At 44.9% G+C, this 26,427-nt stretch carries 13 protein-coding genes and 6 pseudogenes; 9 read left to right on the top strand and 10 right to left on the bottom strand.

Annotated elements, in window-relative coordinates; genetic code table 11:
* Nucleotides 1–201: 201 nt before the first annotated feature.
* Nucleotides 202–1,314 (bottom strand): annotated as a pseudogene (locus NG792_RS27235) (IS630 family transposase).
* A 47-nt stretch (nucleotides 1,315–1,361) separates the two neighbouring features.
* On the opposite strand from NG792_RS27235, the gene NG792_RS27230 reads away from it, so the two are divergent.
* Nucleotides 1,362–1,877, top strand: coding sequence for a transposase (locus tag NG792_RS27230; RefSeq protein ID WP_261237539.1), 516 nt, complete (start codon nucleotides 1,362–1,364; stop codon nucleotides 1,875–1,877).
* A 306-nt stretch (nucleotides 1,878–2,183) separates the two neighbouring features.
* On the opposite strand, the pseudogene NG792_RS27225 reads toward NG792_RS27230, so the two are convergent.
* Nucleotides 2,184–2,498 (bottom strand): annotated as a pseudogene (locus NG792_RS27225) (ISL3 family transposase); the annotation flags it as partial.
* Between the two features lie 248 nt (nucleotides 2,499–2,746).
* On the opposite strand from NG792_RS27225, the pseudogene NG792_RS27215 reads away from it, so the two are divergent.
* Nucleotides 2,747–3,901: pseudogene (locus tag NG792_RS27215) on the top strand (ISL3 family transposase).
* Between the two features lie 189 nt (nucleotides 3,902–4,090).
* Here NG792_RS27215 and NG792_RS27210 read toward each other — a convergent pair.
* From NG792_RS27210 to NG792_RS27200, 3 genes and pseudogenes are all read right to left on the bottom strand, one after another.
* Nucleotides 4,091–4,729: pseudogene (locus NG792_RS27210) on the bottom strand (IS630 family transposase); the annotation flags it as partial.
* Nucleotides 4,730–4,736: 7 nt separating this feature from the next.
* Complete coding sequence (gene tnpC, locus NG792_RS27205) at nucleotides 4,737–6,188, bottom strand: IS66 family transposase (protein WP_261237534.1); 1,452 nt, start codon at nucleotides 6,186–6,188, stop codon at nucleotides 4,737–4,739.
* A gap of 61 nt (nucleotides 6,189–6,249) precedes the next feature.
* Nucleotides 6,250–6,729 (bottom strand): annotated as a pseudogene (locus NG792_RS27200) (IS630 family transposase); the annotation flags it as partial.
* Here NG792_RS27200 and NG792_RS27190 point away from each other — a divergent pair.
* Nucleotides 6,715–8,436: an aconitase/3-isopropylmalate dehydratase large subunit family protein gene (locus NG792_RS27190; protein ID WP_435387616.1), complete on the top strand. Its 1,722-nt coding sequence runs from the start codon at nucleotides 6,715–6,717 to the stop codon at nucleotides 8,434–8,436. The pseudogene NG792_RS27200 and the gene NG792_RS27190 overlap by 15 nt on opposite strands.
* A 15-nt stretch (nucleotides 8,437–8,451) precedes the next feature.
* Entirely contained in the window at nucleotides 8,452–8,823 is a 372-nt protein-coding gene (locus NG792_RS27185) for a hypothetical protein (protein WP_261237533.1), read from the top strand.
* Between the two features lie 131 nt (nucleotides 8,824–8,954).
* Here the strand turns inward: NG792_RS27185 and NG792_RS27180 are convergent, their stop codons facing one another.
* From NG792_RS27180 to NG792_RS27170, 3 genes are all read right to left on the bottom strand, one after another.
* Nucleotides 8,955–10,718: an eCIS core domain-containing protein gene (locus tag NG792_RS27180; RefSeq protein ID WP_261237532.1), complete on the bottom strand. Its 1,764-nt coding sequence runs from the start codon at nucleotides 10,716–10,718 to the stop codon at nucleotides 8,955–8,957.
* Between the two features lie 532 nt (nucleotides 10,719–11,250).
* A complete protein-coding gene (locus NG792_RS29115) occupies nucleotides 11,251–11,712 on the bottom strand; it encodes a type II toxin-antitoxin system VapC family toxin (protein WP_353961720.1) in 462 nt (153 codons plus the stop codon).
* Entirely contained in the window at nucleotides 11,669–11,926 is a 258-nt protein-coding gene (locus NG792_RS27170) for a prevent-host-death protein (protein WP_261237530.1), read from the bottom strand. The genes NG792_RS29115 and NG792_RS27170 overlap by 44 nt, the downstream gene beginning before the upstream one ends.
* Nucleotides 11,927–12,620: 694 nt before the next feature.
* Between NG792_RS27170 and NG792_RS27165 the strand changes: the two genes are divergently transcribed.
* Together NG792_RS27165 and NG792_RS27160 are read left to right on the top strand one after the other, a co-directional pair.
* Nucleotides 12,621–13,274 (top strand): hypothetical protein, encoded by a 654-nt coding sequence (locus tag NG792_RS27165; protein WP_261237541.1) that lies wholly within the window; start codon nucleotides 12,621–12,623, stop codon nucleotides 13,272–13,274.
* Nucleotides 13,275–13,919: 645 nt separating this feature from the next.
* On the top strand, nucleotides 13,920–14,165 hold the full coding sequence (locus tag NG792_RS27160; RefSeq protein ID WP_261199266.1) for a hypothetical protein: 246 nt from the start codon (nucleotides 13,920–13,922) through the stop codon (nucleotides 14,163–14,165).
* Between the two features lie 278 nt (nucleotides 14,166–14,443).
* Here NG792_RS27160 and NG792_RS27155 read toward each other — a convergent pair whose 3' ends face one another.
* Nucleotides 14,444–14,761 carry a P-II family nitrogen regulator gene (locus NG792_RS27155; RefSeq protein WP_261199265.1) on the bottom strand — a complete coding sequence of 106 codons (318 nt, stop codon included), beginning with the start codon at nucleotides 14,759–14,761 and terminating at the stop codon, nucleotides 14,444–14,446.
* Between the two features lie 1,020 nt (nucleotides 14,762–15,781).
* On the opposite strand from NG792_RS27155, the pseudogene NG792_RS27150 reads away from it, so the two are divergent.
* Together NG792_RS27150 and NG792_RS27145 are read left to right on the top strand one after the other, a co-directional pair.
* Nucleotides 15,782–15,889: pseudogene (locus NG792_RS27150) on the top strand (Photosystem Q(B) protein 1); the annotation flags it as partial.
* A 471-nt stretch (nucleotides 15,890–16,360) separates the two neighbouring features.
* The gene (locus tag NG792_RS27145; protein WP_261237528.1) at nucleotides 16,361–17,530 is read left to right on the top strand and encodes a sodium-dependent bicarbonate transport family permease; all 1,170 of its coding nucleotides are present in this window, start codon (nucleotides 16,361–16,363) and stop codon (nucleotides 17,528–17,530) included.
* Nucleotides 17,531–18,624: 1,094 nt separating this feature from the next.
* Here NG792_RS27145 and NG792_RS27140 read toward each other — a convergent pair.
* Nucleotides 18,625–18,795 (bottom strand): hypothetical protein, encoded by a 171-nt coding sequence (locus NG792_RS27140; protein WP_261199263.1) that lies wholly within the window; start codon nucleotides 18,793–18,795, stop codon nucleotides 18,625–18,627.
* 389 nt (nucleotides 18,796–19,184) lie between these two features.
* Here NG792_RS27140 and NG792_RS27135 point away from each other — a divergent pair, with 389 nt between their 5' ends.
* Nucleotides 19,185–26,267 carry a S8 family serine peptidase gene (locus tag NG792_RS27135; protein ID WP_261237527.1) on the top strand — a complete coding sequence of 2,361 codons (7,083 nt, stop codon included), beginning with the start codon at nucleotides 19,185–19,187 and terminating at the stop codon, nucleotides 26,265–26,267.
* Nucleotides 26,268–26,427: the final 160 nt, after the last annotated feature.

Raw genomic sequence — 26,427 nt, 5'->3', positions numbered from 1 at the left:
TTACCGAAGCAATGCGGCAAGTCACTCAACAAGATATTCGCAATTGGTTTGCTCATTGTTGCTACTGTACCTCATGAATCCGGGAACCGCTATATAATAAGAGCGGCTTATATTTTTTTACTGCAATGAGTGTCATCCTAAAATATATTGAAGAACACCCCGATTTAACCCCGAGGCTTGTAGGAATAAGCTGTCGTACATTTAGTTTGAATAAACCTGGTTACCTTTATTTTTGATTTTACGCCCCCAATTAATAATGAGTTCTCCTTCATTTAACAATCTATTTAAAATAGATTCTAGTTCTGCAATTGACTCAAACAGCTTATTGGCTATATATTCTTTTGCCGAATGCCAAACCAACTCAATTAAATTATAATCGGGACTATATTCCGGTAAATAGTCTAAAACTAGGTTAGGCATTTCTGCTGTGATAAGGTTGGTAATATCTTTTCTTTTGTGAAAGCTTGCATTATCTAAAATAATAACTATTTTAGGCCCGTTTTCTGAAAAATCTTCTGGGGAATTACCTTGTTCTACCCATTCTTGTATGACCAAAGCGTAGAAAGACTTGAGACTTTCATAAAATGATTCGCCGCACCCTTTTTCCACGAAAAAATTGATTCTTTTTTTGTCAGTTGCCCTTAAACAACCCATTACATTTATTCGGCCTTTTCTTCTATCTCCTCTTACGGTTTTACGTTTTCCTTTTTTAGTCCATTGTTTTCTTCTTACGATCCTTAAACTGAATCCTGTTTCATCCCAAAACCATACCTGCAAACGTTTTGGAGTTATTCAGACAACCTTTAAGTATTCTTTTAGTCTATTTTTAAACGCTTTTCGTTTAAGCCGATCTTGTCGGTCTTCAAGACTGTATTTTGCCCAAAGGAAAACATACTTTTTTGATTTTAAAATTCTCCGCACTTGCGATTCACTCAGTTTAATTCTCGTCTCTTTTTCTAAATGTTTTGCCAGTCTTGCTGCTGTCCATCTCCCAAATTCATAACCGTATTTTGAGGGTTCATTATCAACAATACTTAAAAGCATATCTACATATTCTTTTGTAGCTTTTTTGTGGTTTCCTTCGGCTCGTCCATCTTTAAAACTTTCTAATTTATCTGGATCGCCCTGTTTAGCCCAAGATGCTACTGTTGGATAAGAGATTTGCAAAAACTTCGCCACTTCCTCATAGGTTTTACCATCGTTTATTAGGAGTAGTATTAAAATTCTATCTCGAATAAGGGGACTCTCGTTTTCTCGCAATTCGTTCAAAAGTCTCTCTCGTTGGGTTTCACTAAGATGGTTATGGGCTGGCATTTTTATTGGTTTTATTTTTTTCTTTGTTATTATACCATAAAATCTAAATGCACGACAGCTTAACTTATGACCAGTTACAGAACTTGTGGAAGGAAGCGGAAATGGTACACCTCCAAAAAAAAGCGAAGGCCGAGGAGGTAAAAGCCACCAAGAATGTCAAAAAGGCAGGTCGGAAAATCACGTTATCGAATCAAGAACAAATTCTTCTAACTTTGTTGTATCTCTACCAATATCCTTCCTTCCTGTATGTGGGGGCTCAATTTGGAGTTTGTGAATCTACAGCTAACACCATCTTTCGGTATTGGCTACCAATTTTACATGAATTATTACCGGCCAGCATTTTAGAACAGGTCAAAAAAAAAGTGGGAGATCTAGAAGTAGTCAAAGAAATACTCACGGTTTATGAGTTAACAGTAGATAGCACTGAACAGCCCATAGAACGGCCCACTGACAACGAAGAGCAAAAAGAACACTTTTCAGGAAAAAAGAAAACTCATACTCTTAAAAATCAGTTAATTGTTCTCCCCAAAGGTGAAGATATTGTGGATATAAAAATTGGGTAAAAAGGACCAATTAGTGACATAAAAATATTTAAAGAGCAGCAAACAAAGTTCGACCCCAATCAAAAGTTGGCTCTTCAGACTTTCTGGTGATAAGGTTTTCTAATAAGTTTTGTACTTATTCGCGAACTGGGGAGCTGAAAGCCATATATATCAAGGCTTATAACTTTAAATTCTACCCAAATGAGTCTCATAAATCCCCAAAATACTAAAAAAATAGGCTCTTCAGACTTTCTGGTGATAATATTTTCTAATCGGTTGCTAGGCGTTTAAATGTTTTTGAGTGGCTACCTCTCTAATTTATAAGGACTATGATGAAAAAGCTGCTAAAAGACGTAACCGAAAGTTCTCAAAATTTCTAAATCCATAGCCTTGTCGCTTTACGAGTTTTATTTTATTATTAATTCCCTCCATGACTCCACTACTAGCATGGCTAATGAAGTAATTATAAATCGTTGATAGATGCTGGGAAATAGTATTAATAACTTTGCCATATACTTGGCGAGCATTCTTTAACCATTCTTGAAAACGCTCTAAGCCTTCTGAAACACTTTGACTCGTTTCATAAATGGTTCGGAAGTCCTCTTTGTATTCATAAGCTGCTTTCAACCGCTTAGATTTGGCTCTTCAGACTTTCTGGTGATAAGGTTTTCTAATAAGTTTTGTACTTATTCGGGAACTGGGGAGCTGAAAGCCATATATATCAAGGCTTATAACTTTAAATTCTACCCAAATGAGTCTCATAAATCCCCAAAATACTAAAAAAATAATTAAATTTAGTTAAGAAGACTAAAGTTTAGCTCTAAACTGATAAAAATTGGGCAAAAATAGCCCATTACCATTTCTATCCAAAAAATGAGGCACTCAGGTTTATGGAAAATTATCTGAATTTAATGCTGGGATTACCTGAAGTTACGGTTGCCAAAGTTTTGACCCGAGAAAATGAAGTGTACCTTAACATTAAGTTGACCAATTTAGGGACAAATTGTCCGAAATGCCCGGGCTATACCACGGAAATTAATCAAAATCGTCCGATGATATTACGAGACCTTTCCTGTTTTGATAAGGTGACTTATTTGCTAGTGCCACGGCGGCAATTTTATTGTCGTTGTTGTCAAAAATATTTCACAGAAAACCTCTCATGGATAGACTGGAAACGGCGGCATACTGTGCGATAGGAAATCAATATTTTTGAGCGCGTAGTTTCATCAAGCATAGCTCAAGTTGCCTCGGTTGAAGGGCTGTCTTATGATGAAATTGAAGGGATATTTAATCAAATTGCTAAAAAGCAAGAAGAGCAGCATTGGCTCGAAGCTACTCGGATAAATCTTGATGAAATTGCTATGCATAAAGGGCATCAAGATTATAAAGCAGTAATCTGCGACCTAGATAAAAAAAAGCTAATAGAAGTTATTGATGGAAGGACCCAACATTGTTTGATAGAAAGGCTTTCTGAACTTCCGATTAGAGTAAAAAAAGCGGTAAAAGAAGTGAGCGTTGATATGTGGCATGGCTTTCCAAAAGTTATTAAAGAAATTTTTCCAAATGCTCAAATTGTGACGGACAGATTTCATGTAATGAAACTTTTGATTGAAGAATTAAAAAATATTGCTAAATCGAGCGGGGTAAAAAAACGGGATAAACTTTCTCTGATTTTGAGAAACGGAGTTGATTTAAAAGATTCCGAACAGGCTGAATTAGAAAACCTTTTATCCAAATCTAAGCGGTTGAAAGCAGCTTATGAATACAAAGAGGACTTCCGAACCATTTATGAAACGAGTCAAAGTGTTTCAGAAGGCTTAGAGCGTTTTCAAGAATGGTTAAAGAATGCTCGCCAAGTATATGGCAAAGTTATTAATACTATTTCCCAGCATCTATCAACGATTTGTAATTACTTCATTAGCCATGCTAGTAGTGGAGTCATGGAGGGAATTAATAATAAAATAAAACTCGTAAAGCGACAAGGCTATGGATTTAGAAATTTTGAGAACTTTCGGTTACGTCTTTTAGCAGCTTTTTCATCATAGTCCTTATAAATTAGAGAGGTAGCCACTCAAAAACATTTAAACGCCTAGCAACCGATTAGAAAATATTATCACCAGAAAGTCTGAAGAGCCAATAATAATTATGCAAAGTAATCCAAAAGTTTTGATACTTAGCGATGATATCAACACAGACGATATTATTCCCGCGAAACGATGTAAGCTGTTCAGCATTTAAATTGGGATAACTGAGTTTCCCTGATTTTTTAATTTACGGGACCAGGGAATAATTAGTTCTCCTTCATTTAAAAGCTTATGTAATAAAGCCTCTAAATCTTCTATGGAGGTAAATAGTCGATGAGCAACATATTCTTTAGCTGAGTGCCAAACCAACTCTATCAAGTTGTATTCTGGGCTATATTTCGGAAGAAACTCTAATTGAATGTTTGGCATATTTTCTCCAATTTTTTGGATAAATTCCGCCTTTTTATGAAAACTGGCATTATCAAGAATAATAATAATTTGCGGTCCCTTTACTGAAAAATCATGGGCAGATTTTCCTGAATCGCACCCTTCTTGGATTAGCTCTTGATAAAAAACTTTTAAACCGTTATAAAAGCTTTCCGAATTGCTTGTTTTTAAAAACTCCACAAATCTTTTTTTGTCAGAATACCGGATGCCACCCATGACATTGACCCGTCCATTCCTCCTATCACCCCTTAGCTGCTTTCGCTTTCCTTTTTTACACCAATTTTTTCTTCTTATTACTCTTAAACTAAATCCACTTTCGTCCCAAAACCATACCTGCAAAAGCTCAGGGTTTTTTTTTTCTATCCTTAAATACTCGGATAATTTTTTCTTAAACTCTTTTCTCTCGTAACTATTCAGGGGGTAGAGGGAGGAGACAGACCGGCTCAGAATGCAAGAGCTGAATCAAGAACTCCAACACCGGGCGTTCCTGAAACCGTAAAGAAGTGACCACCGTCAGCAAACGTTCCACAAACTCACTGCCTGAGCGAGACCAGGAGCCATAACTCAAGTCACGCCAAATGACCGCCGTGCGCAAAGCCCGCTCGGCTGTATTATTCGTCGGCTCGAGCGCGTTCACCTCAACAAACGTCCACAAGGCCGGTTCAATCTTTAAAATCTGTTCGCAAGTGCGTGCGGTTTTAGCCAAAGGCGTTTGCTCTGTGCTGGAATGACAAAGGCTCGCGGCTTCACTCAACAGATGATGAACGCTTTGACGTAGCCGTGCCATAGCAGCTTGAAACAACTCGGTTGATAACGTTCCATCCCGTACTCGATGCCACCAGTGGAACAGGCGTTTAGTCTGTTTCAGCAGAGCTTCACCAATGTCTTTGGAGACCCCGCTCCGTTCAGCTATCCGTTTGAAATCGCGCTTTAAATGCGCCCAACATACTTGTCGTTGCTCAACGGTCCATTGGTTGTAGACACTATAGCGGTCGCTAACAACTAGACCTGTGTAGTTCTTTCCTAATAAAGCGTCGGCGCTACTACGAGCGCGGTTGAGGGTCACTTGATAGACCGCCACGTTATTGCTGACGGCGGTCCATAACCAGGCCGAGGCGTTCTCGGGATTATTGCCGTCACCATTGTTTTGACTCCAACTGGTTTCATCAACGTAAGCCGTGCCACTAGCCATGATGTAACTTCTGGCTTCATTCACTACTTGGCTGAGTTTCTGACTGACTCGTTGACGGATGCGGTTGACTGTTCCCGTACTCAAGTGTACTTGCCACAAGTCCCTCAGTAGGGTTTGTACTTGATTGTGGCTCAGACGATAAGCTCCACTCAGCAGAGCCACCAGACTTTGGAGACGCTCTCCATAACCACTGGAGTTTATACCATCGGGCAACTCGGCGCGAGTGGTTTGACCGCAACAGCCGCAGGTCAGCGCATGAAGTCGGTGTTCCGTTACCACTGGAGCCACGGGAGGAATTTCCACGATTTGATGCCGGTAAGGCTGTTCGTCTTCTCCTCTCAGAGGGGTTTGGCAATGCTTGCAGGTAAAGGGGTGATGGTCGATAATCTCGCTGCACTCACTCGGATCATATAAGTGTCTTGTAAATCCTTTGTGTCCTTTTTGGCCTCCGCGCTTACGTCGGCTGAGTTTCTCTTGCTTCTTTTCTTGGGCTTGAGGAGGCTGTTTGGACGGAGGGATGGAGCTGTTTGATGCGTTGAGTCCCAGACGTTCTTCAATGGCGGCAATTCGTTGCTCTTGATTCCTCACCACATTTTTCACGCTTTCTGGGGTCTTGGACCAGTCTGCGCGAGGAATCTTGATGCCGCCTATCGTTATGCTCTCGTCCATATCCCCCAGTTTACACCATCTCCTCTAGTTTGCATCATATCCCCATCCCCCTGAACGGTTACTTTCTCTCTTCCTCATCCCTCTTAGACTCTAAGCTATATTTTCCCCAAATGTAGACATACTTTTTTTTAGCTAATATCCTTCTGACTTGGGAGCCACTCAGTTGAATTCCGGTTATTTCATGCAAATAAGTAGCTAATCTATGAGCCGTCCATCGTCCAAATTCATATCCTAACTCAGTCGGTTCTTTGGATAGGGTTTCTAATAAAAGGTTAACATACTCTTCAGTGGCCTTTTTGTTATTGCCTTCCATCCTCTTGTCTTTTAAACTTTCCCGATTATCCGGGTCTCCATGAATACACCAATGGCATACTGTATTGATGGAGACCCCGATAAATTGAGCAATTTGAGCTTGAGTCTTCCCATCGTTCAGTAAGAGAAGCATTAAAATCCTTTCTCGGATCTCCCCATTGGGTTCCTCTTTCAGGGCTTTTTGAAGTTTTTTGACTTGTTCATGCGTTAAACAATTGGCAGCTGGCATGGGCTTGATTGTTATGGTAGGTCTGACTATTATACCAATTTAAATGCTGAACAGCTTACTACTGCCGACCCTGACTATTTAAAGCAGTATGCTTTTGAACATCTCATTGGAGAAGGCACTCTTTTAGGCTATGAACAAATTAAAGCTGGACGCAATTTCGGCTGTGGGTCTAGTCGGGAAAATGCGCCCATTGCCATTAAAGCTGCTGGCATTCAAAAAGTGTCTGCCCAGTCTTTTGCCGAAATCTTTTACCGCAATAGCATCAATATTGGTCTGCCTTTAGAGATTCTCTCTCAGCCCGTGAACAATCCAGTCATCGAAACGATTGTGAGGGCAGGCGGCTTAATTCCGTTTAACCACAAGCGGCAAAAAGGTGAAATTTCCGTCCCCGAAAGTTCAACTTCTCCTAGAGCAATGACTATGACAGAAAAACTTTTGGCACGCGGTTCTGGTAATGCTTACGTTCAGCCTGGAGAGACGGTTTTTGTTAAAGTCGATTTAGCCATGTCTCACGATGCCGTAGCTGCACCCGTTGCTGAAGTATTTTACCAGAATTTTGGAGAAACAGCAAAAGTTTGGGATGCCAATCGCGTTGTTTTAGTAGCCGATCACTTTATCCAAGTCAACGAGGTGCGAGTAGACCCCAAAGCCACTTCACTATACTCAAAGATGGTGCAGTTCGCTGATTCGCAAGGCTGCCATCTCTTGGATGTGGTGTCCCCCGGAGAAGCTGCGGGGATTTGTCACGTTTTACTGCCAGAAAAGGGCTTTATTCATCCAGGTATGATTGTGGCGGGGACAGACTCCCACACTTGCACTTACGGTGCTTTTGGATGTTTTTCCACTGGAGTGGGAACGACGGATATGGCAAATATTTTTGCAATGGGGGATATGTGGGTGAGGGTTCCTCCGACTCTACTTTTTAAACTGGAAGGAACTTTGCCCAAATATATTACTGCCAAAGACATCATTCTGTTTATTCTCGGCAAAATTGGCTGTGACGGCGCTGCCGGGAAAGTTATGGAATTTCGAGGCAGTATTATCGATAAAATGCCAATGGAAGAGCGCATGACACTCTCGAATATGGCGATTGAGTGTGGTGCGATGTGTGGGTTAATTGCTCCTGATGAAACCACTCGCCAATACGTTCAAAACTCCGGGCAGGATTTATTTGAAGAAATTGGTAGCGACCCCGATGCCTCTTATGAAGAAATCTATCAGTTCGATTTGAGCGATTTAGAACCGCAGATCGCTCGTCCTCCCAAACCCGATTGCGTAATTGCTATTAGCCAGTTAGGAGAAATCCCGATAACTAAAGCTTTTATTGGTTCTTGCACTGGGGGGAAACTGTTCGATCTCGCTCAAGCTGCCGAAGTGCTTGAAAACCGCCGCATAGCTCCGGGTGTTAGCCTTTTTATCGTGCCAGCTTCTTTTGAGGTGCGCCAAAAGGCTGAGAAGTTAGGATATATGCAGATATTTGAGGCAGCGGGAGCCACCGTTCTCAAATCAGGCTGCGGGGCTTGTATTAATGCAGGACTTGGGATACTGGGTAAAGAAGAGACAGGGGTCTATGCGACCAACCGCAATTTCAAAGGACGCAGTGGCGATCCCACGGCAAAGAACTATTTGGCGTCCCCCCGAGTGGTAGCTATTTCGGCAGTTGAGGGGAAAATTAGCGATCGCTTAAGCAATGTAGGCGTTGGATAGCGCTTGCAGAAATCAGTGGAGCCTCGGTTCGGCTTTCCTTTAAGAGCGATCGGCTCTCCAAAGGCAATAAAGGCGGTGAATCCGGTGATGGCGGATTTGCGCGTAGAAAAGCCCCCGGATAAGACGTTTATCGGGCGGCGATCGCGGGGGTTTGATTTTTTGGGCTATTCGTTTTCACCATCGGGTTTGGGGGTTGCCCTGAAGACGGTGGAGCGATGTTTGGAGAAAGTTTCCCGGCTTTACGACCAAGGTGCGTCGGTGGGGCGCATTGGGGAATATTTGGGGCGGTGGTGGCAGTGGGTGCGGGGTGGGGTTGATGGGGTGTTGACCAAGAGAGTGCGAGAAGGAGGGTGTTGGGTTTTGTTTCCTCTACCCAACCTACGATAGTGGGCGATCGCACTCAATGTTCGTAGTTGTGCAGAAATACACACAATTTAGGTGCGGATTATATCTTTTAACGAAGTCCACAAGCTCCTCGTAAACGCGTTCTTTGCGTGTTTCCTGTTTTGGGTTTTTTCTCATAGCTTTGCCTTCTGCCCTCGGTTCGCCTCATACTGATACCACGTTATAAAGTCCTCTTTCCATGGGGCCGGACAACGTTCTCCTTCATAATAGAATAGAATCAGCGGAGTCTCTTCTCCTATTCTCGCCATCTCCTCTCGGTAGGATTTTCGTAATTCTGATGACGTATAGTATTCGCGTCCTTTGGGTCCTTTTTCTTTCCCCACCACTTGGTCGTATCCATACACTTTGATGTACGAATCTATTATGAATGCTATCACTTTGATTCCGTGGCTTTTCATTGCTTTCCTACTTTCCTTTACCCAGTCTATTCCGAATTTACATCCTTTTCTTGTTTGGGTATAAAATAATGCCTTTGACAAGGCCTCCTTCTCATTATAATACATGGTCTCTCCTCCATCCTCACTCGCTTTTCCTTCTTTCTTCATCACTTCCATGATGGTTTGTAGAGACAGTATTTTTTTCAGGGTTTTGAATGGAGAATATTCGCTTTTAAATAGCTCTTTTTGGAATTGCACTATTGATTTTTTTGTTTCCTCTCCCAAATATTTTCTATTGCTTATCTCTTTTTCTGTCCATTTTTGGACCTTTTCCTGGAGCAATTCCAAGAACTCATCCGCCTCTCGTCTTTTGTTCGCTTCTAGATAGTCAATTAAGGTGGCCGGATTAAACACGCTATATAACCAACCTTGTGTTTCTTGGTAATCTCTCCAAGCATAGTTATTAAATATATCGACTGTAAAGCCTCCTACCGTTGCAGTTCCACGCGGATTATCCTCTTCTTTTTTAAATCTGTCCTTCTCATAACTATAAGTAGCACCTTGTTGGTCTAGTTCTTTCCGATATGTCTCACGATCTGGTTCCAATCCATAAATCAAAAAATTATTCTCGCCTACATATTGCATATCATTAAAAAATTGATCGCTGAAACGCATTACCACACCATTGCTTACTTGGCTCTGCTGCACCACATGGGTCAACTCATGGGCGATCAACTCCTGCCCCCCACGACTCCCCGGCTCATACGCCCCCTGCTGAAAGAATACATCCTGCCCCGTGGTAAACGCCTTCGCCTGAATCGATCTCGCCAACCCATCCGCCTGCGCCCCCGTATGCACGCGCACGCCACTAAAATCCGCCCCAAACTCTCTTTCCATAGGCTCTCTCAGGGATGGCGACAATGGCTGACCCCCACCTCTGGCTCGGTTTAATTCGCATTCCCATTCGCTGGAAACGTCTCCACCTTCCCCGCCAAAAGCCTGAATAGAGATTTTTCGTTGTACCGGATTGGATTCACTGCTCTGGAAATTGACCTGTGGTGCCTGGATGCGATTTACCACTTGACGTGCCACCCGGTCAGCTTCTTGCTCGTACTTGTCCCCTGCCGCCCCGACTGTCAGTTTGGCTTGGATAGGAAACCTTGGTGTAGAAGGTGGTTCGGGTGGTTGAATAGAGATTTTTGCCAGTCGATTGTTGCTGCTTGACCGTTGGATTTTCTCGGCTTCTTCCCCAGGATTGTCGTTTGCCACCACTTGCTCTGCACGTTGCACCGTTAACTGTGGTGTAAATGTTTCGGGTTGCGTGATGGCAATCCGTGATAGATGATTGCTGCTTTCCGGTGAGCATTGAATATTCTGTGGCGTTGAATTTTCGGCCTTCGCTGACTTTTGTTGAGGTGTGGCAAACGGACGTGGGGCAAACTGGCTGGTGGTTTTCTGGAAATTTCCTGCTGTCTTTCTTGAGATAAACTCTTTGGTCATTATTCTATTCCAGGGATTAGTAGTGGTTGGGTCTCAGGGTTGACTCAATATCTAAATATTTTGCCACCCACAAATGGGATATTCCACTTTTACCTCTTCTTTTTCCTTTTGTCTATTCTTTTTGCTCATAACTTTCATTAATTATTATTTCGGGAGGTAACGAAATATTGATAGTGTTACGATTTTGTCAAAGGTTCTCTGGATAGTCCCCGCAAGTCTCGTCCGATGCCACCAGTGGGGTAGAAAGTCGAGAGCATAGTAGTGGCAGCCGTTACATTCTGAATGTGTTGGGGTGCGATCACTTCTAATCTAATCTGGCTTGGGAACCTCCGGATGAAGGGCTGGCTTGAAAAGCGCGGTAGGTGTCTGGGGAGGTAGCCGGAGTGGTGCGCTCAACTGTTCACTCGTTATCTGGCTCCTCGGTTTCCGTTATAGATAATGAAGATGAGTTTACCCAGATGGTTGTGGGAACGAGTCACTATCCTAGACGAATCCAAAGACCCCAAGTGCGATTTATTACTTCTCATTCTGTCTAAACAAACCAGTTTTCAATGGTCAGTCCATCAAAATCCGCATAGTCTGAGATATTACGAGTCACCAGGATCAAATTATTGACTTTAGCAATGGCAGCAATCTGCCCATCCGGGTATGAAGGCATTCGACCCAAAGCAGTCAGTCTCGCTCGTTCAGCCGCAAACCATTCGGCGGCAGCATGACAGTACGGTAGGATGATCGTCTTGTCTTGAATTACCTGTGCCAAGTAATCAGACAAAGTCCTTTTTCGCCGAGACTCCGGCAATCGGTATAACCCATACAGAAGCTCATGCCATGTTACCGATGCGACGCAGATTCTTCCAAGTTTTGTCGAAAATGCGCCAGAAAAATATCGCTCGGCTGTAGTTTTATGCTTTCCGAGATGATGTTGGTATCCAGGAGAAATTTCACGCTCATCACCAGCAAGGTTGTTCGGGAGTCGGGGTGCGATCGCGAACATCTGCAAAAATTTCGTCGCTATCTAAGTCAATTTTTTCTGAAAGGATTTTGGCACGAAAAGCATCGAAAGCTTCTATTGCCCCTTCAGATTTAGCCGAACTAATTTTGGCGATCGGTTGGTCTGCTTGAAAAATAACAAAACTTTCTCCAGCTTGAGCGAGTTGAAGATAGTTCATCAAATTTTGACTAACTTCTTCTAGAGTAACTTTATTCATCGATTAACCTAAGCAGGCAAAATTGTACCACTGGTCTAGTCCAGTTATATCCTAACTCCGGGCCAGACAGGCGCTCGGCCCCTTGTGGATCCAGAAGACCCCAGGGCTTTTCCCTTGAAACTGGCGTTCAATACTCGTAGCATCGGTTGGAAAGGACGATCGCGCTTTCGTGGAGAACGGGGAGCCAATCAACAGTAACGCTATACATCAATCAAGGCAACAGGGACTGAGAATCGCTGCATTTTCAATCTGAGGAGAATTCCTGACCCCCCGGCGGTAAGCGAAGCCCGGGCGCAGGCTTATCCCATAGTCAAGCAATAGCACGCCCGTCCCACAGTTTTGCTTTAAAGCACTTTTTTCCTCTTGCTGCAATGGTTACAGCCGTTGATTCCACCACAACTCCCTTTACTCTAAAACACTGGGACTCTTCTTCCTCTTTTCTCAATAACAATAACAGAATCAATAACAGAAATAATAACGGAAACAATAATGGTTGGCAGCAAGGTTGTCAGGCAATGTCAGGCAATGTTAGGCAATGTCAGGCAATGTTAGGCAATGTCAGGCAATGTCAGTTTCAACTCAACACCAACTCAACACCAACGAGCGCCCCTCGGACGCCCCAAGGCACTAAAAACCGAAACAGTATGGAGATTCAGGGGGTCAAAAAAAGGAGAGTTTGAGTAACTTTCTTGTGATGCTTTATCCATATAATCAGCCGATTCTTTCACCTAAACCTGATTGGACTACCCTTCAGAATCAACAAGGTTTATGGCTAATTCACGTTCAGATTAGAGGAAAAACCATATTCCAACAATTCTATACCTGTGTCGATAAAACTATGCTGATTTGGGCAGCAGTCACAACAACTATTTTCTTCACTGCTCAATTTATCCCAATCAATTGGACAACACTGGCACTGGCCGGGTCTATTCTGACTCTAATGGCAATGGCAATCATGTGGAATCAGACATGGGTCTGGGTCATGTCCGAAAAAGTCCCTTGGTTAATTTATTGGTGGGTATTCTTGATGCTGGGGGGAATTGCTTTAACCGATGTCAGTCTGGTTTGGGGTTGGTCCCCGATTCTGATTAGTTTATGTCCCTTATGGTTGGGATTATGTGGGCTGGGTTATTTGGGAACTGGATGGGCATTGCAATCGCGCAGTTTCTTTCTCGGGGCCGGATTCCATTTCTTGGGTCTGGCAATTTTACCTGGATTCCCTCAGTGGCAATATCTGGTGACCGGCTTCATTATCTCTGGGACTTTGGTCTTGTTCTGTGAACGTCGTTGGGATATGGGTCCAAAATCTGATGATGATATTTCACTCGGCTCAATAAACACTCACTAAACACGCGCCAAAACACGCAAACGCTCATAAAACACGATAAAGGCTCAAACCCATGTACAGCAATGGTTTTGTCTAATTTAACTAGCCACTAGGGAAGAATTAGGGAAGTGATTTTTTCCCTAACCTAAAACCTATATAAATCAAGGGTTTTGGGAGATGGTTTGACTCCTCATAAGCCCAAGGTCGCAGGTTCAAATCCCGCCTGAGCCATCCGAAAACAAAGGCTTCCAGCGATCGCTGGAAGTTTTTTTATTGGCCTCGAATCCCGATTATCCCCGATTATCCGGGCATGGTTTTAAGACTGATTTAAGGGAGGGGCCGGTCAATTGAGGAGAATTGCGGAAGGTCAATTAGCAATTCCATGTGGTGGCGATCGGGGTTTCGGTTCGCCAAGATGGGACTCGGCTTTACCTGGTTGCGACTCTGCTGCCCTAGCCTACGAGCCGGAAGCAATATCCGCACTAGCAACAAATCTCCATCGGGGTCTATGGGAATTTTGCGGGAAGGGGTTGGGAGGTGAGGTTAGTGTGGGCGATCGCGTAAACATGATATAAGTCGATGACGGACTGTACCTGGCGAGCTTAAACCACCCTACTGCCCGTAGGAGACCGAACCCCCAGCCCAACCCACCAGTCCAGGCGTGAGATGAATCGAGTAGAGGGATATAGCTGCGATCGCCGCTATATCCCTGCACTAGCCAGCCTGTGGAGAACAAGTGCCAGCCGCTACGGAAGCACCTGCTGTCAAATTCCCCGGGGAATGGAGACTATCTCAAAGAGAGAGACTGACTCGCTAAAACCTGACATTAATGTCAAACAGAAGACAGATATCTCTGCTTTCGCCTTGAACAATATTTTTAAGTTTATCTTACCGGACTTACGCCATCTGTAAGATTAATCCCTAAATGTAGAGGCAATTCGCTTTGATGTCGAACAGAAGACAGATATCTATGCTTTCGCCTTGAACGATATTTTTAAGTTTATCTTACCGGACTTACGCAATCTGTAAAAGATTAATCCCTAAATGTAGAGGCAATTCGCTTTCTTTCCTCTGCATTTAAAGTCCCTTCTCAAAATCTGCGTAAGTCCTGTCTGAGATCTCATTACAATACCGAACTCCCCAGTGCTTGAACAGTTTCTTGCCCAAAGAGAATTGCTGAGGTTTTGAGGTCAGAACGTGTGGGCGTGCAGTACCTCCATCACATCACAGATATAGGCGATGCCCGAATAATTGTCGAAAAACTGCGATGCGACCTCATCCGAAATCTTCACAGCCATATCCCGATTGGGGGTGAGTATCTCGAACTTTACATTCGAGAAGGTGTCGCTAACGGTGGGTTGTCCCGAAGATCGCACGCCGCGACTACCTTTACCGCCAGCGGCCACCACCGTATAACCGGTAGCACCGACTTCCTCGATGATCGTGGCGACCTTTTTTAGCAGCACCTTTTCCGTGACGATCACGAGCTTGCAGGCTTTCTGGGTCATGTGGGTTACCTCTTGATGCTTTGTGTTAGGACAATTTAAGGCAAGGCTCTATGGTGTTGCCTTAAACCATCTTTTTAAGTTTATGCCAAAGAGCGGCGAATCCACTACCCTCTGTTGAGAAAGATTGGCTCCGATTAGCAGAAACATTTTATAAAAAACACTTATCCTTTTGGCGCTATGACAACCAGGAGACCTCGGTAAAGGCACAGAAGGGCCTTAAATCTTGCAACTCCAAGCGTTCTAAGATCAATGTTTCCTGCTGGGGGAGCAAGGCTTTTCGGCGGCGGCACAGTCTTTTGTCCCCATGAGCAACAGCAGCTAATCAACAGTGTGAACCGTTTTTGGCGGAAACTGTCTTTGCTCTTCACACCATTCGGTAAAGGTCTTTATAGAGGCATCGGGTACAGCAGCAGGCTCTGGAGACAAATTAATGACGCTCCAGCCGACGGCGATTGGCAGCGCCATCCCACACAACTTGGGAAGTGCAGTCCTAGAAAGCCCTTTTTAATAACAACGTATAGAGAAAATTCTATGATCAGTATTTATATTAATCATGGATATAGAGGCTTGCGGAAAGTAACAGCAAAACTTATGATTTGAATTTGATATTACTTAGCCAATCTATGGAAAGTAATCGCAACTGGGTGCGAATTTAAGGATAGACTTAAGCGCATCTAACTTCGGGTCTTAATAGATCTTGAGCTAGGGGAGATGCTGCCGGACAGCGACACCTTCCAGCCCTGTTCGGAGAGCGGCCACTTCTGAACAACCTATCGACAAATACTCGCATAACACCTGTGCTGTAGGCATGAAGGGCTTCATCCCTACTTTTTTCAACTTTTTAAAGCTCACTTATCACAATAATCACTCCTCGTTAGAGGAAGCGCAAGGAGGTATTGATGGCAAATTTCTCTCCGATGACTCGTGGGAAATTTCTTTACACCGCAGAAGCTTTAGCAGCGGGATCTACCTTGATTTCGGGTAGGCCGTGTTTCCAACAACGGTCTACTCGGGTTGGCGGCTTTGGGGGTGAGGATGATGGGGTTTAACCTGAATGGTTTTAACTTTAATCAGTCGGTGCTGGATGCTTCGGGTCGTCCGGTGTTGACCTATGCGCACATCATCAACTAGGCTAATTTGGGCGCTCAGTCGATGCTTCCCCGAATGCGCCTCATTTTCCGTTGCTAGTGGAGATGAATAACCGCTCCCCACCGGAGTGGATACCCGAAAACGCTTTCCCAGATGCATCGCTGGGACTTTACGAACTCCTTGCTGGTAAACTCTGGCTGTAACAAGCCATTGCCAATAGACCTCTTGCCAAATAACGGATTGAGACCCCTTTCCCTCCCTTAATAACGCCCCTCGGCTTAAGAGATTTATGCAAGCGGTCTAATGAATCCCCACTGATTAGCGCGCTCATTTGCGCTTGTGGGAGGCAAACTTTATCTTCCAGCACAAGACGCACCGGGATGCAGATGCATTCTTAGTGGCGGGTTGACTCCCGGCTCACCCGGATGCGTGGAGCCAGCTAAGCAGGATTGGAGGCTACGGTTGCCTGCCGTCCTGACCCCTAAAATCTGATTAAAGAGGAATTACAAAGTGGAATTCTTGTCCTATTTCTTTATGGACTTCGTGTCGCAGTTGCAGTCCCCGACACTCGCCTTTCTGATCGGGGGTATGATCATTGCCGCCCTCGGTAGCAAACTGGAAATTCCAGATGCGATCTATAAGTTCATCGTCTTCATGCTGCTCATCAGAGTTGGTCTGAGCGGGGGCATTGCGGTCCGCAATGGCAATCTGGCAGAGATGATTTTGCCTGCGCTGTTCTCTGTGGTAATGGGTGTCCTGATCGTGTTCATCGGGCGTTACACGTTAGCTAAGCTGCCAAACGTCAAAACCGTGGATGCCATTGCCACTGCGGGCTTGTTCGGTGCCGTGAGTGGTTCTACTATGGCCGCCGCCCTAACGGTACTGGAAACGCAAGGCATGGATTACGAGCCCTGGGCTGGCGCACTCTATCCCTTTATGGACATCCCAGCGCTCGTGACTGCGATCGTTGTGGCCAGCGTTTATATCAACAAGCAGTCGGCTTCCGCAGGGGAGGATCTCAGCAAGCAGGAGGATTTCAGCAAGCAGGAGTATCTCAGCAAGCAGTCGGTTGCTGCAGGTGAGTATCCCAGCCCGCAGGAGTATCCCACTACCAGGAAGGAGTATCGCAGCCAGCAGCGCATTACCGCAAGCGGGTATCCCAGCAAGGAACCCGAGAGTGTCAAAATATGGCCCATCGTGAAGGAAAGCCTTGAGGGTTCTGCACTATCGGCACTGCTGCTCGGTCTGGCTCTAGGTCTGGTAACCCGACCGGAAAGTGTCTATGAAAGCTTCTACGACCCCCTCTTCCGTGGCCTGCTTTCGATACTGATGCTGATCATGGGTATGGAGGCTTGGTCAAGGGTGGGCGAGCTGCGCAAGGTGGCCCAGTGGTACGTCGTCTATGCCGTGGTGGCACCGCTGCTGCATGGGCTCATAGCCTTCGGTCTGGGCATGGTTGCCCACTACGCTACGGGATTCAGCCTGGGTGGCGTGGTGATCTTGGCGGTCATTGCTGCCTCCAGTTCCGATATCTCCGGGCCGCCCACTTTACGAGCCGGTATCCCCTCGGCCAATCCTTCGGCCTACATAGGCGCGTCCACAGCGATCGGCACGCCGATTGCGATTGGCTTGGGAATACCGCTCTACATTGCGATCGCCCATGCGCTGATGGGCGGCTGACCCCAGACGAGTCGCGGTCTGCCGGTGCTCTCTGGGCCCGGCGACCAAGGCAGCGGCTATGTTAAGGTCATAAATATAATAAAGGTCCCCAGCTATCAAGGCTTTCATTGGCCCAGGAGGTAGCCCGAATGGATCGCTCAACTGTTCCCTCTTTATCTGGCTCCTCGGTTTCCGTTCCTGGGCTGATGCGATCGCGCTTTCGTGGAGAACTGGGAGCCAATCAACTATAACGCTGTACATAAATCTAGGCAATGGGGACTGAGAATCGCTGCATTTTCAATCAGAGGATAATTTTTGACCCCCGGGCGGTCAGCAAAGCCCGGGCGCAGGCTTATCCCCTAGTCAAGCAATAGCAAAGTCCCCCGGTGCAAGCTTTTAAGCACTTTTTTGTCTTACAGCAATGGTTTCAGGGGTTGACCCCCCATCTAAATTGGTTTGCTCTTAAGCACTCCACTCCTGCCCCTTTTACTCTATCCTCCTCCCCAACCCTCCTTTTATCCAATAACAAAATCTGCAATCCTAACCAAATTAGGAACAATAACAGAATCAGGGTAGTTCTAACTCAGTAATTATTATTTATAATAAAAAATAAAATACCCTAATGCTTCACTCTAATTTTTAAAATTTTTAAAAAAACCTTATATTTGACTACAAAGGCTCGAAATTCTGTGGATTAATATCTTATTAAATTGTATAATAAAACTACTTTTAGGTTACTTTTGCTAACAGTTTTATGGTGTTTTTTAGGGAATAAACATTGGGAGATATGTCAGAAACCGCTATAACAAATAGCCCGTTGAAGATAACCAGGGGATAAGAACTACCCTAACTTTTGGCTGAGTTTTGGCTACGATTTCTTACATAACATCTGAGAGGTTTTCGGTTGTTTAAATTTATAGCGAGCCCGAACCCTTATTGACTTTCTTTGTTGTGAACATACGACCAAAGTTCCTCGCCTTGAATTATTAGCTTTCCGGGGGTTTTAGATGACCCCAGTCCTGGCATATAGGGTTGTGCTTTCCCCTCGGCAGGCCGTTTTTAGTGATATGGGTGGACTGGCACTTAGGACAAATCATATTCTCTAGGGGTAAAGACTACACTTTTATCATAGGAGAGATGTGCAAGGTCCCGATTCTTCCTCCAGCTAGTGCATAATCGGCGATCGCCAGTCCGCGTAAAGAAACAAAGGCGATCGCCGCAGGGATTTTTCTACCCAGGTGCATAATCTGCGATCGCCACTCCCAGTAAAAGGGTAAGCCAGTCAAACAATAGCCAGATTGCCGATGGAAACGTTAAAACGCCTCTTTCAGCCCGTCCCCCAACAAGGGCGATCGCCTGATTTGCAAACCACCCGGGACTGTCACTACCACGCCTTCATCTAAACTTTACAAACCTAGCCCGTTGTGTAAAGTTTTGGTGAAATGGTGCGGAAGTGTAACGGGGGCACAGATCTGGAGATCCCTATTTATGCTCCAATGAAAAAATAATCGAAACTGAAAAATATTGACTCGAACCCCCCAAAAACAACTCCCGAAAGATACCCATTTCCAAAAGCTGGGAAATGATGATCGCAACAGTTGAGCCGTAACCAGAAGGACTCCATTACTCGATTACTCGATCCCGGAGCCGAGCACAAAACCGCAGGAGTAAATAAATGTCCAGTGACTTGGGTTTACTGATAAATAACTACCGCTACAGCGACTCGGCGATCGCACTCGACCCCGAGGATACTTACCAGTTTCAATTGGGAAAAGGGGGGAGTTGGAGATTCGGCGTAACTGGATTGGAAAATGCTGTGGATCTGGTGCTTCGCAATGCGGAGGGGACGATTCTGCGGACATCCACACTTACTGATGCAGCAGGTGCTCTCACTCTCAATGATTTATTGCCTGGAGACTATTCGCTACAAGTTCTCCGAGGCGATCGCGATACGCCTTATACCCTCACTCTTGATCCGATTACGGGGTCACCCCTAGAATCCGGCTATGGGGTAACGAAGGATACAAAAGTTAAAGTCGAGATTGCTGATGCCGATAAGGGCGATCGCGAAATTGGCTTATTTAGTTTGAATGGGATGGAGCAATTTGCGCCGGATTCCCCAGCTTACTATCAAGAAGCAGCGCGACGGGTGTTGAGTAATTCCCATCTGGGACAATTATTAGTTTCTCAAGCGAGTCAGCTATCCCCCGTCAGCGATAGTTTCTCCTGGGAAAGTAACTTAAATGGCGAGTTAGAAGGGGTAGAGTACCGCACTAGCCAAACTTTGTTGATGGAAGCAGGTGATAAGTTTGGGTTGATGATGGTTCCCAAAGGAACGATTCAGGAGGTATTGGACAATCCGAATAAGCTGAATGGCAATAATCGTCCGGTGTTTTCCTTGGATACAAATGCTGGTGGGGGTTTCCAGTTTCGCCAGCAAGAAACGGATGCGGGGACGCTGTTTACGATTGATAAGGATGGCAACCCAAATGATATTGTTATTTATATAGATAAAGATACAGAAGATGCGATCGCGCCTCAACCCTTAGCGCCAGAGGAACCAGAAACGACGCCTGTAGCAGAGGAACCGACGCCTGTAACAGAGGAAAAGAATCAACTGACTCCAACACCACCGGCAGAAAATCCAGCGATCGCTACACCGGAAAATAACAATATTCCGCCGAAAGAGTTGGATTTTGCGATTGAAACCGATACATTGGGGAAACCCATTATGATCGCCGGAAGTGTGAGCGATCGCAATGGGTTTACGGATATTCAGCGCGTCGAATTTTTGTTGCAAACCCAAGGGGAAGGATGGACGGCGATCGGTTCGGTGACGAACTTCGCTGTGAATGCTTCAGAGGATACTGTTGCCAACTTTACCTACCAATGGACTGAGGGATTAGCGGCAGGGGATTACAAAGTGAAGGCGATCGCCTACGATTTAGCCGGGAAATCCAGTAACGTGGTAGTGGAAAACTTCACCGTTGTGGATGAAACAGAAGAGACGCCAGACAAACCCACACCCCCGGGTCCACCGGAAGATAAACCGACCCTACCTCCACAAGCGATCGACAAAGTACCCGATCGGAATCCGCTAGTCATTTCAACCCCAACAGAACCCACCTTACCCAGCGAGTTACCCAACTCCATTCCGGGAGATTTACTCTTTAACATCTTGCCACTTTATATCAATGGTGAAAGTTTAAACTTTAATAACGCTAAAATCTACGATGCCGATGGGACTGCCGATCTGAATCGCGTGGAATTTTCCTTACAAAAATCGGATGGCGAGTGGATTTATCTGGGAGAAGTGACAGAGTTCACCACCGATAGTAATGGGATGAGCCGGTTTAATTTCAGCTATGATTTGAGTGATTTAGAACCGGGTAGCTATGAATTAAGAGCCGTTGGTTACGATCACGAAGGAACTGAAACAAATGTTGCCAGCGATCGCTTTGCAATTATTAGTGACCCCGGCGATGGAGAGTTTTCCGATGAACTGCGAATTGCGATCGCCAATGCTGCCGATCTCGAACAATACGAGCCCGCGCAACTGGCGAAAACCCGAGAGTGGTTGGTTTGGTTAACTCCTGGTCAATCTTCTGCGGATTTAGCAGCGCTTGCCGGTGCAGTGAGTCAAGAAGCTGGCGAGCATATTGCCAATACTTATATCTGGGAATTCCCCGAAACTTTGACTCCAGAACAAGTCGCGCAGCAATTGGAACAGATAGCTGGAGTAGAATTTGCGACTCCCCAAGTTCCCGTCCAATTCGAGTTACTTGATGAACCCCAAAACGAACCTTTAGTTCAAACTCCAGAAGTTCTGGAGCTTTTATATCCAGTTCTAAATAAAGAAGATACCTTATTACATGATTTCCTCAATAGCTATCAATGGCACTTGCGTTCTGGCGTGAATATTGGTGTAGATGCGAATATCACCGATGCTTGGGATTTAGCCAAAGGAAGTGGTGTTGTGATTGGCGTAGTGGATGACGGAATCGATTACACTCATCCGGATTTACGCGATCGCTACTTAGCCCATTTGAGTACGGATTTTAATCAAGATGATAGCGACCCATCACCTTTTTACAATAAGTTAATCGCTGCGGAAAAGTTACCTGCTGACATTAAAGATTTTTATACCACAGGGTTTCACTTAGATGTACCTTTGACTGGAGTCGTCACCGATTTAAACGTCCAGTTGAATTTGTTATATCCTAGCCTTAATCAATTAGGATCGCTACTATTTGCATCGGCTAAACCGACGTTAGACCCCTTACAACGGTTTTACTATTTTAGTTCAAATCGGAGGATTGGCGGCGGCAACGGGTCCCAGCCTCCCCCGGTCGAACTCTTTGGATCTAATGACCTAAATGGCAAAGACTTAGCGCAAACAATTTTTGACCAAGATGGAAATTATTTATCAATTATTAATGGCAAGTCTCCCTATACCGGAATTTTTAAACCCACAGGAAATCTGGATGATTTTAACCAACAATGGGCGGGGGGTTTATGGAACCTACAATTGAGAGATAATAAAGGGAAAAAGGGAGAACTCCTAAAACTGGGTTTAGATTTTCAAACCTATAATCCTCATGGGACTGCTGTGGCGGGATTAGCCTTGGCAACCGGAGATAATGGATTTGGGGGAAGTGGGGTAGCGCCTAATGCCTATTTAGCCGGATTGCGGCTGATTGCCGATGAGGTTGAGGGGGATAAAATTGCCAAGGCTTTATCGTATGAAAATCAAGAAATTGATATTTATAATAACAGTTGGAAAGCTAAAGATTGGCTCTGGAAATCCCCTGAAACCGTTGCGGCAATGGCACAAAGCAGCAAGGTTGGACGGGGAGGATTAGGTAATGCTTTCGTATTTGCTGGAGGGAATGACGGTTCAGCGCTCGGTGACGTTAATTACAATGGCTTTGCAAACTCTCGATATGCGATCGCCGTAGCTGCGATCGACCATATCGGGAAAAATGCTTTCTACAGTGAGTCAGGATCTCCCCTCTTAGTATCGGCCTATTCTAGTGGTAATAAAGTGGGCATGACGACCACCGACATGGTGGAAAGTAACTACGGATATAGTGCAGGAGATTACACCAATAATTTTGGGGGGACTTCTGCTGCGGCCCCGATTGTTTCCGGTATCATCGGCTTAATGCTGGAGGTCAATCCAAATTTAACCTGGCGCGATATTCAACATATTTTAGTGGAAACGGCTCAGAAAAACGACCCGACTGACTTTGAGTGGACGCAAAACCAGGCAGGATACTGGGTGAATTATAAATATGGCTTTGGTGCAGTTGATGCAGAAGCCGCTACTCAACTAGCAGCCAATTGGACATCAGTGGTTCCCGAGACAAAAGTATCATCGGCCCTGGAAAATGTCCTAGAAATTATGGGTGAAGAAGAAATATCCTCCACCTTAACCATTGAGGAAGATATTACCCTAGAAAAAGTTGAAGTCCTATTTAATGCCAAGCATAAAGATTGGGGCGATCTAAACGTGGTGCTGGTTTCTCCAGATGGCACGGAGTCGGTTTTGAGCGATATACACGAACCTAACCAGCTTGAGGAGAACACTTATCAACCGGCAAATAATGATAAAGTTGGGTTTACTAATTCTTGGACTTTTGTCTCAAATCGTCATTGGGGAGAGTCTTCCAAGGGAGATTGGACATTAAAAGTAACTGATGATGATGGAAATGACGTTGAAGGTGAATGGAACTCTTGGAAACTGAACCTGTACGGGACTAAACCTACCGTTTCAGTAACTGCGACAGATGCGATCGCCTCTGAAGATGGAGATCCGGGTCAGGCGATCGTCAGTCGCACAGGCAACCTCAAGCACGATTTAGTTGTGGATTTGGCCCTCAATGGGACGGCGACTGCGGGCGTAGATTATACAGCAGCTATGAACAATACGCCGATTCTACCGGGAGTGACGTCTAGTATTGTGATTCCTGCTGGACAGGAATCGATCGCGATCGATATGAGTGCGATCGATGATTTGGACTCCGAAGAAAATGAGACCGTAGCCTTTACTTTGGCTGAAAATGCCGCTTATACAGTGGGAACGGAGGGTGTTGGCACAGTCACGATTGAGGATAATGACCTCACACAACTGTTTACCGATGCCGGTTTATCCATTCCTGGCGTAGAACATGGTTCCGTAGATTGGGGCGACTACGACAGCGATGGCGACCTGGATCTCGTGTTGATGGGATGGGATGGTTCTGCCAGAGGCATCCGAGTGTATCAGAATAATGGCGGTAGCTTTACCGATATCGGTGCTTCTGCTTCATTTATCGATGCCTTTGGGACAGCAACTTGGGGTGACTACGACAACGATCGCGACCTGGATCTTCTGGTTGTCGGCTGGAACGGGACTTGGGCAGGTACGAAAGTGTATCGCAACGATAACGCCAACTTTAGTGAAGTCGTGAACCTTGACGCTGGTGGATTAGATGGTGCAGCGGATTGGGGAGACTACAACAACGACGGCGATCTCGATATTGCAGTCGTTGGTGAACTGGGCAACACCAAGATTTATGAAAATACCGACGGTAACTTTACCGAAATTGCCACGATGGCGGTGGGGAATCGAGGTGCCAGCGTTGCTTGGGGAGATGCGGACAATGACGGCGATCTCGATCTTTTAGTCGCGGGACGTTTAAATTCTCTAGGTGCAACGGCACTCTATCGTAATGAAGGCAATAATATCTTTACCGATAGCGGCGCTACCTTAACTGGGGTTTCTAATGGTTCGGTGGCTTGGGGAGACTATGACAGTGATGGGGACTTAGATATCGCCCTCACCGGACTTTCTGGTTCCACAGGTTGGGGAGATGTAACTGGAGATGGCTTCCCGGATATCGATGCACCGGGTTCGGCTTTAGTAACCAAACTTTACCAAAATGATGGCAGTGGTAACTTTGCCGAAACCGCATCGTTAGAGGGATTGTGGGATAGTTCAGTCGCCTGGGGAGATTACGACAATGACGGCGATTTAGATCTGCTTTCTACGGGTTCGTTTAAGGCCAAAGTTTACAACAATAATAATGGCAGCTTTACTGATATCGGTGCCGATTTCAAAGGTGCTTACAATGCCAGCAATCGTTCCTCGGCCTGGGGAGATTATGATAAGGATGGCGACCTCGATCTGTTTATTACCGGGCGTGAAGCTCCAGGAACACCCATCAATCGGTTGGCGAAATTGTATGAAAATAATCTTTCAACTGCAAACATAAATCCAACTGCACCCAGTAACTTGAATGCTGCGATCGCGACCGATGCAGTAACGCTCAGTTGGAATCCCGCAACGGATGCAGAAACACCTCAAACCGGCTTAAGTTATAACCTGCGAATCGGAACAACCCCAGGTGGTTTGGAGATTATGTCTCCGATGTCTCTGAGTGAGGGGAGTCGCCAAGTTGCTCAACTGGGTAATATCAATCAAAACACCACTTGGACAGTTCCGGATTTGGAACCCGGCACTTATTATTGGAGCGTCCAAGCCGTTGATAGTGCCTTTGCTGGTTCAGAGTTTGCCACTGAAGGCAGTTTTACAGTTGAGGGCGCTTCTCAATCAGAACCTGTCTATAAAATAGGCAGTGAATTCCAGGTTAATACATATACAAATAAGTTACAGTGGCAGCCATCAGTAGCAAGTTTAGCTGATGGAGGTTTTGTTATTGCTTGGGCGTCCGAAGAACAAGATGGTAGTAGTTTCGGGATTTATGGACAGCGCTATGATAATAAAGGGAATCCCATTGGTAATGAATTTAAAATAAATAATTCTACAAACAATCTTCAGTGGAATCCATCTGTAACGGGTCTAAGTGATGGTGGATTTATTGTTACTTGGGGTTCCACGAATGGAGGGGAAAGTGGTTTTGATATTTATGGACAAATGTATGACAATCTCGGTAATGTCGTTGGCAATGAATTCCAAATTACTACTTCCTCTAGTGGCGCGTCATCGCGTTCATCCGTAACAGGTTTAGGTGATGGTGGATTTGTTGTTAGCTGGGTTTCAGCCGAAAGTGATGGTGGAATTCTAGCAAAACGCTATGACAAAAATGGGATGTCTTTAGGAAATCCATTTCCTGTTCATATTGCTAGCACTCAGACTATGTACCAAGATGGCCTGTCAATCACATCTTTAACAGACGGTAGTTTTGTTGTAACCTGGGCCTCGGACAAGTATGATGATAATAGTTTTGATATTTACGGGCAACGTTTTGATATGAATGGAGAAATAACAGGAAATTCATTTAAAATTAATACTTATATTGCTGGTAGTCAATTATTACCTTCTGTCGCAGCCTTAACTGAAGGGGGATTTGTAGTTACTTGGCACTCTAATGGACAAGATGGTAGTAGTTGGGGAGTTTACGGGCAGCGCTATGATAGTATGGGCAATCCTCTGGGAGAGGAATTTAAAGCTAATAGTTACACGGATAATTTTCAAAGAAATTCTTCAGTAACAGCCCTCAAAGATGGAGGTTTTGTAGTTTCTTGGAACTCTAATGGACAAGACGGCAGTAGTTTGGGGGTTTATGGTCAGAGATATGACAGCAGTGGCACACCTCTAGGAAATGAATTTTTAATTAATACGGAGACAAATAATTCTCAACATATACCATATCTGGATACGCTTAATGATGGTAGTTTCATTGCTACTTGGACTTCAGAAGAGCAAGATGGAGATGGAGGGGGAATATATGGGCAGCTTTTGGGGGTTATTTAAAGAGGTAATAGGTCATTTTCATTGTTCATTGAAAAATATTAGAGAGCATTAGGATTTATATGTAATTTTAATATATCCACGTACAGGGCAAGCTCATCTAATTTGGTATAAATTGTACTTGACAAAAAAGCAATTATAGGGTTTGCCCCATTTAATGATG

Origin of the sequence: Laspinema olomoucense D3b (genome assembly GCF_025370785.1) — a bacterium.
Lineage (GTDB): Bacteria > Cyanobacteriota > Cyanobacteriia > Cyanobacteriales > Laspinemataceae > Laspinema > Laspinema olomoucense.
The sequence above is the reverse complement of the archived record's forward strand: the minus strand, read 5'-3'. Positions and strand labels throughout refer to the sequence as shown.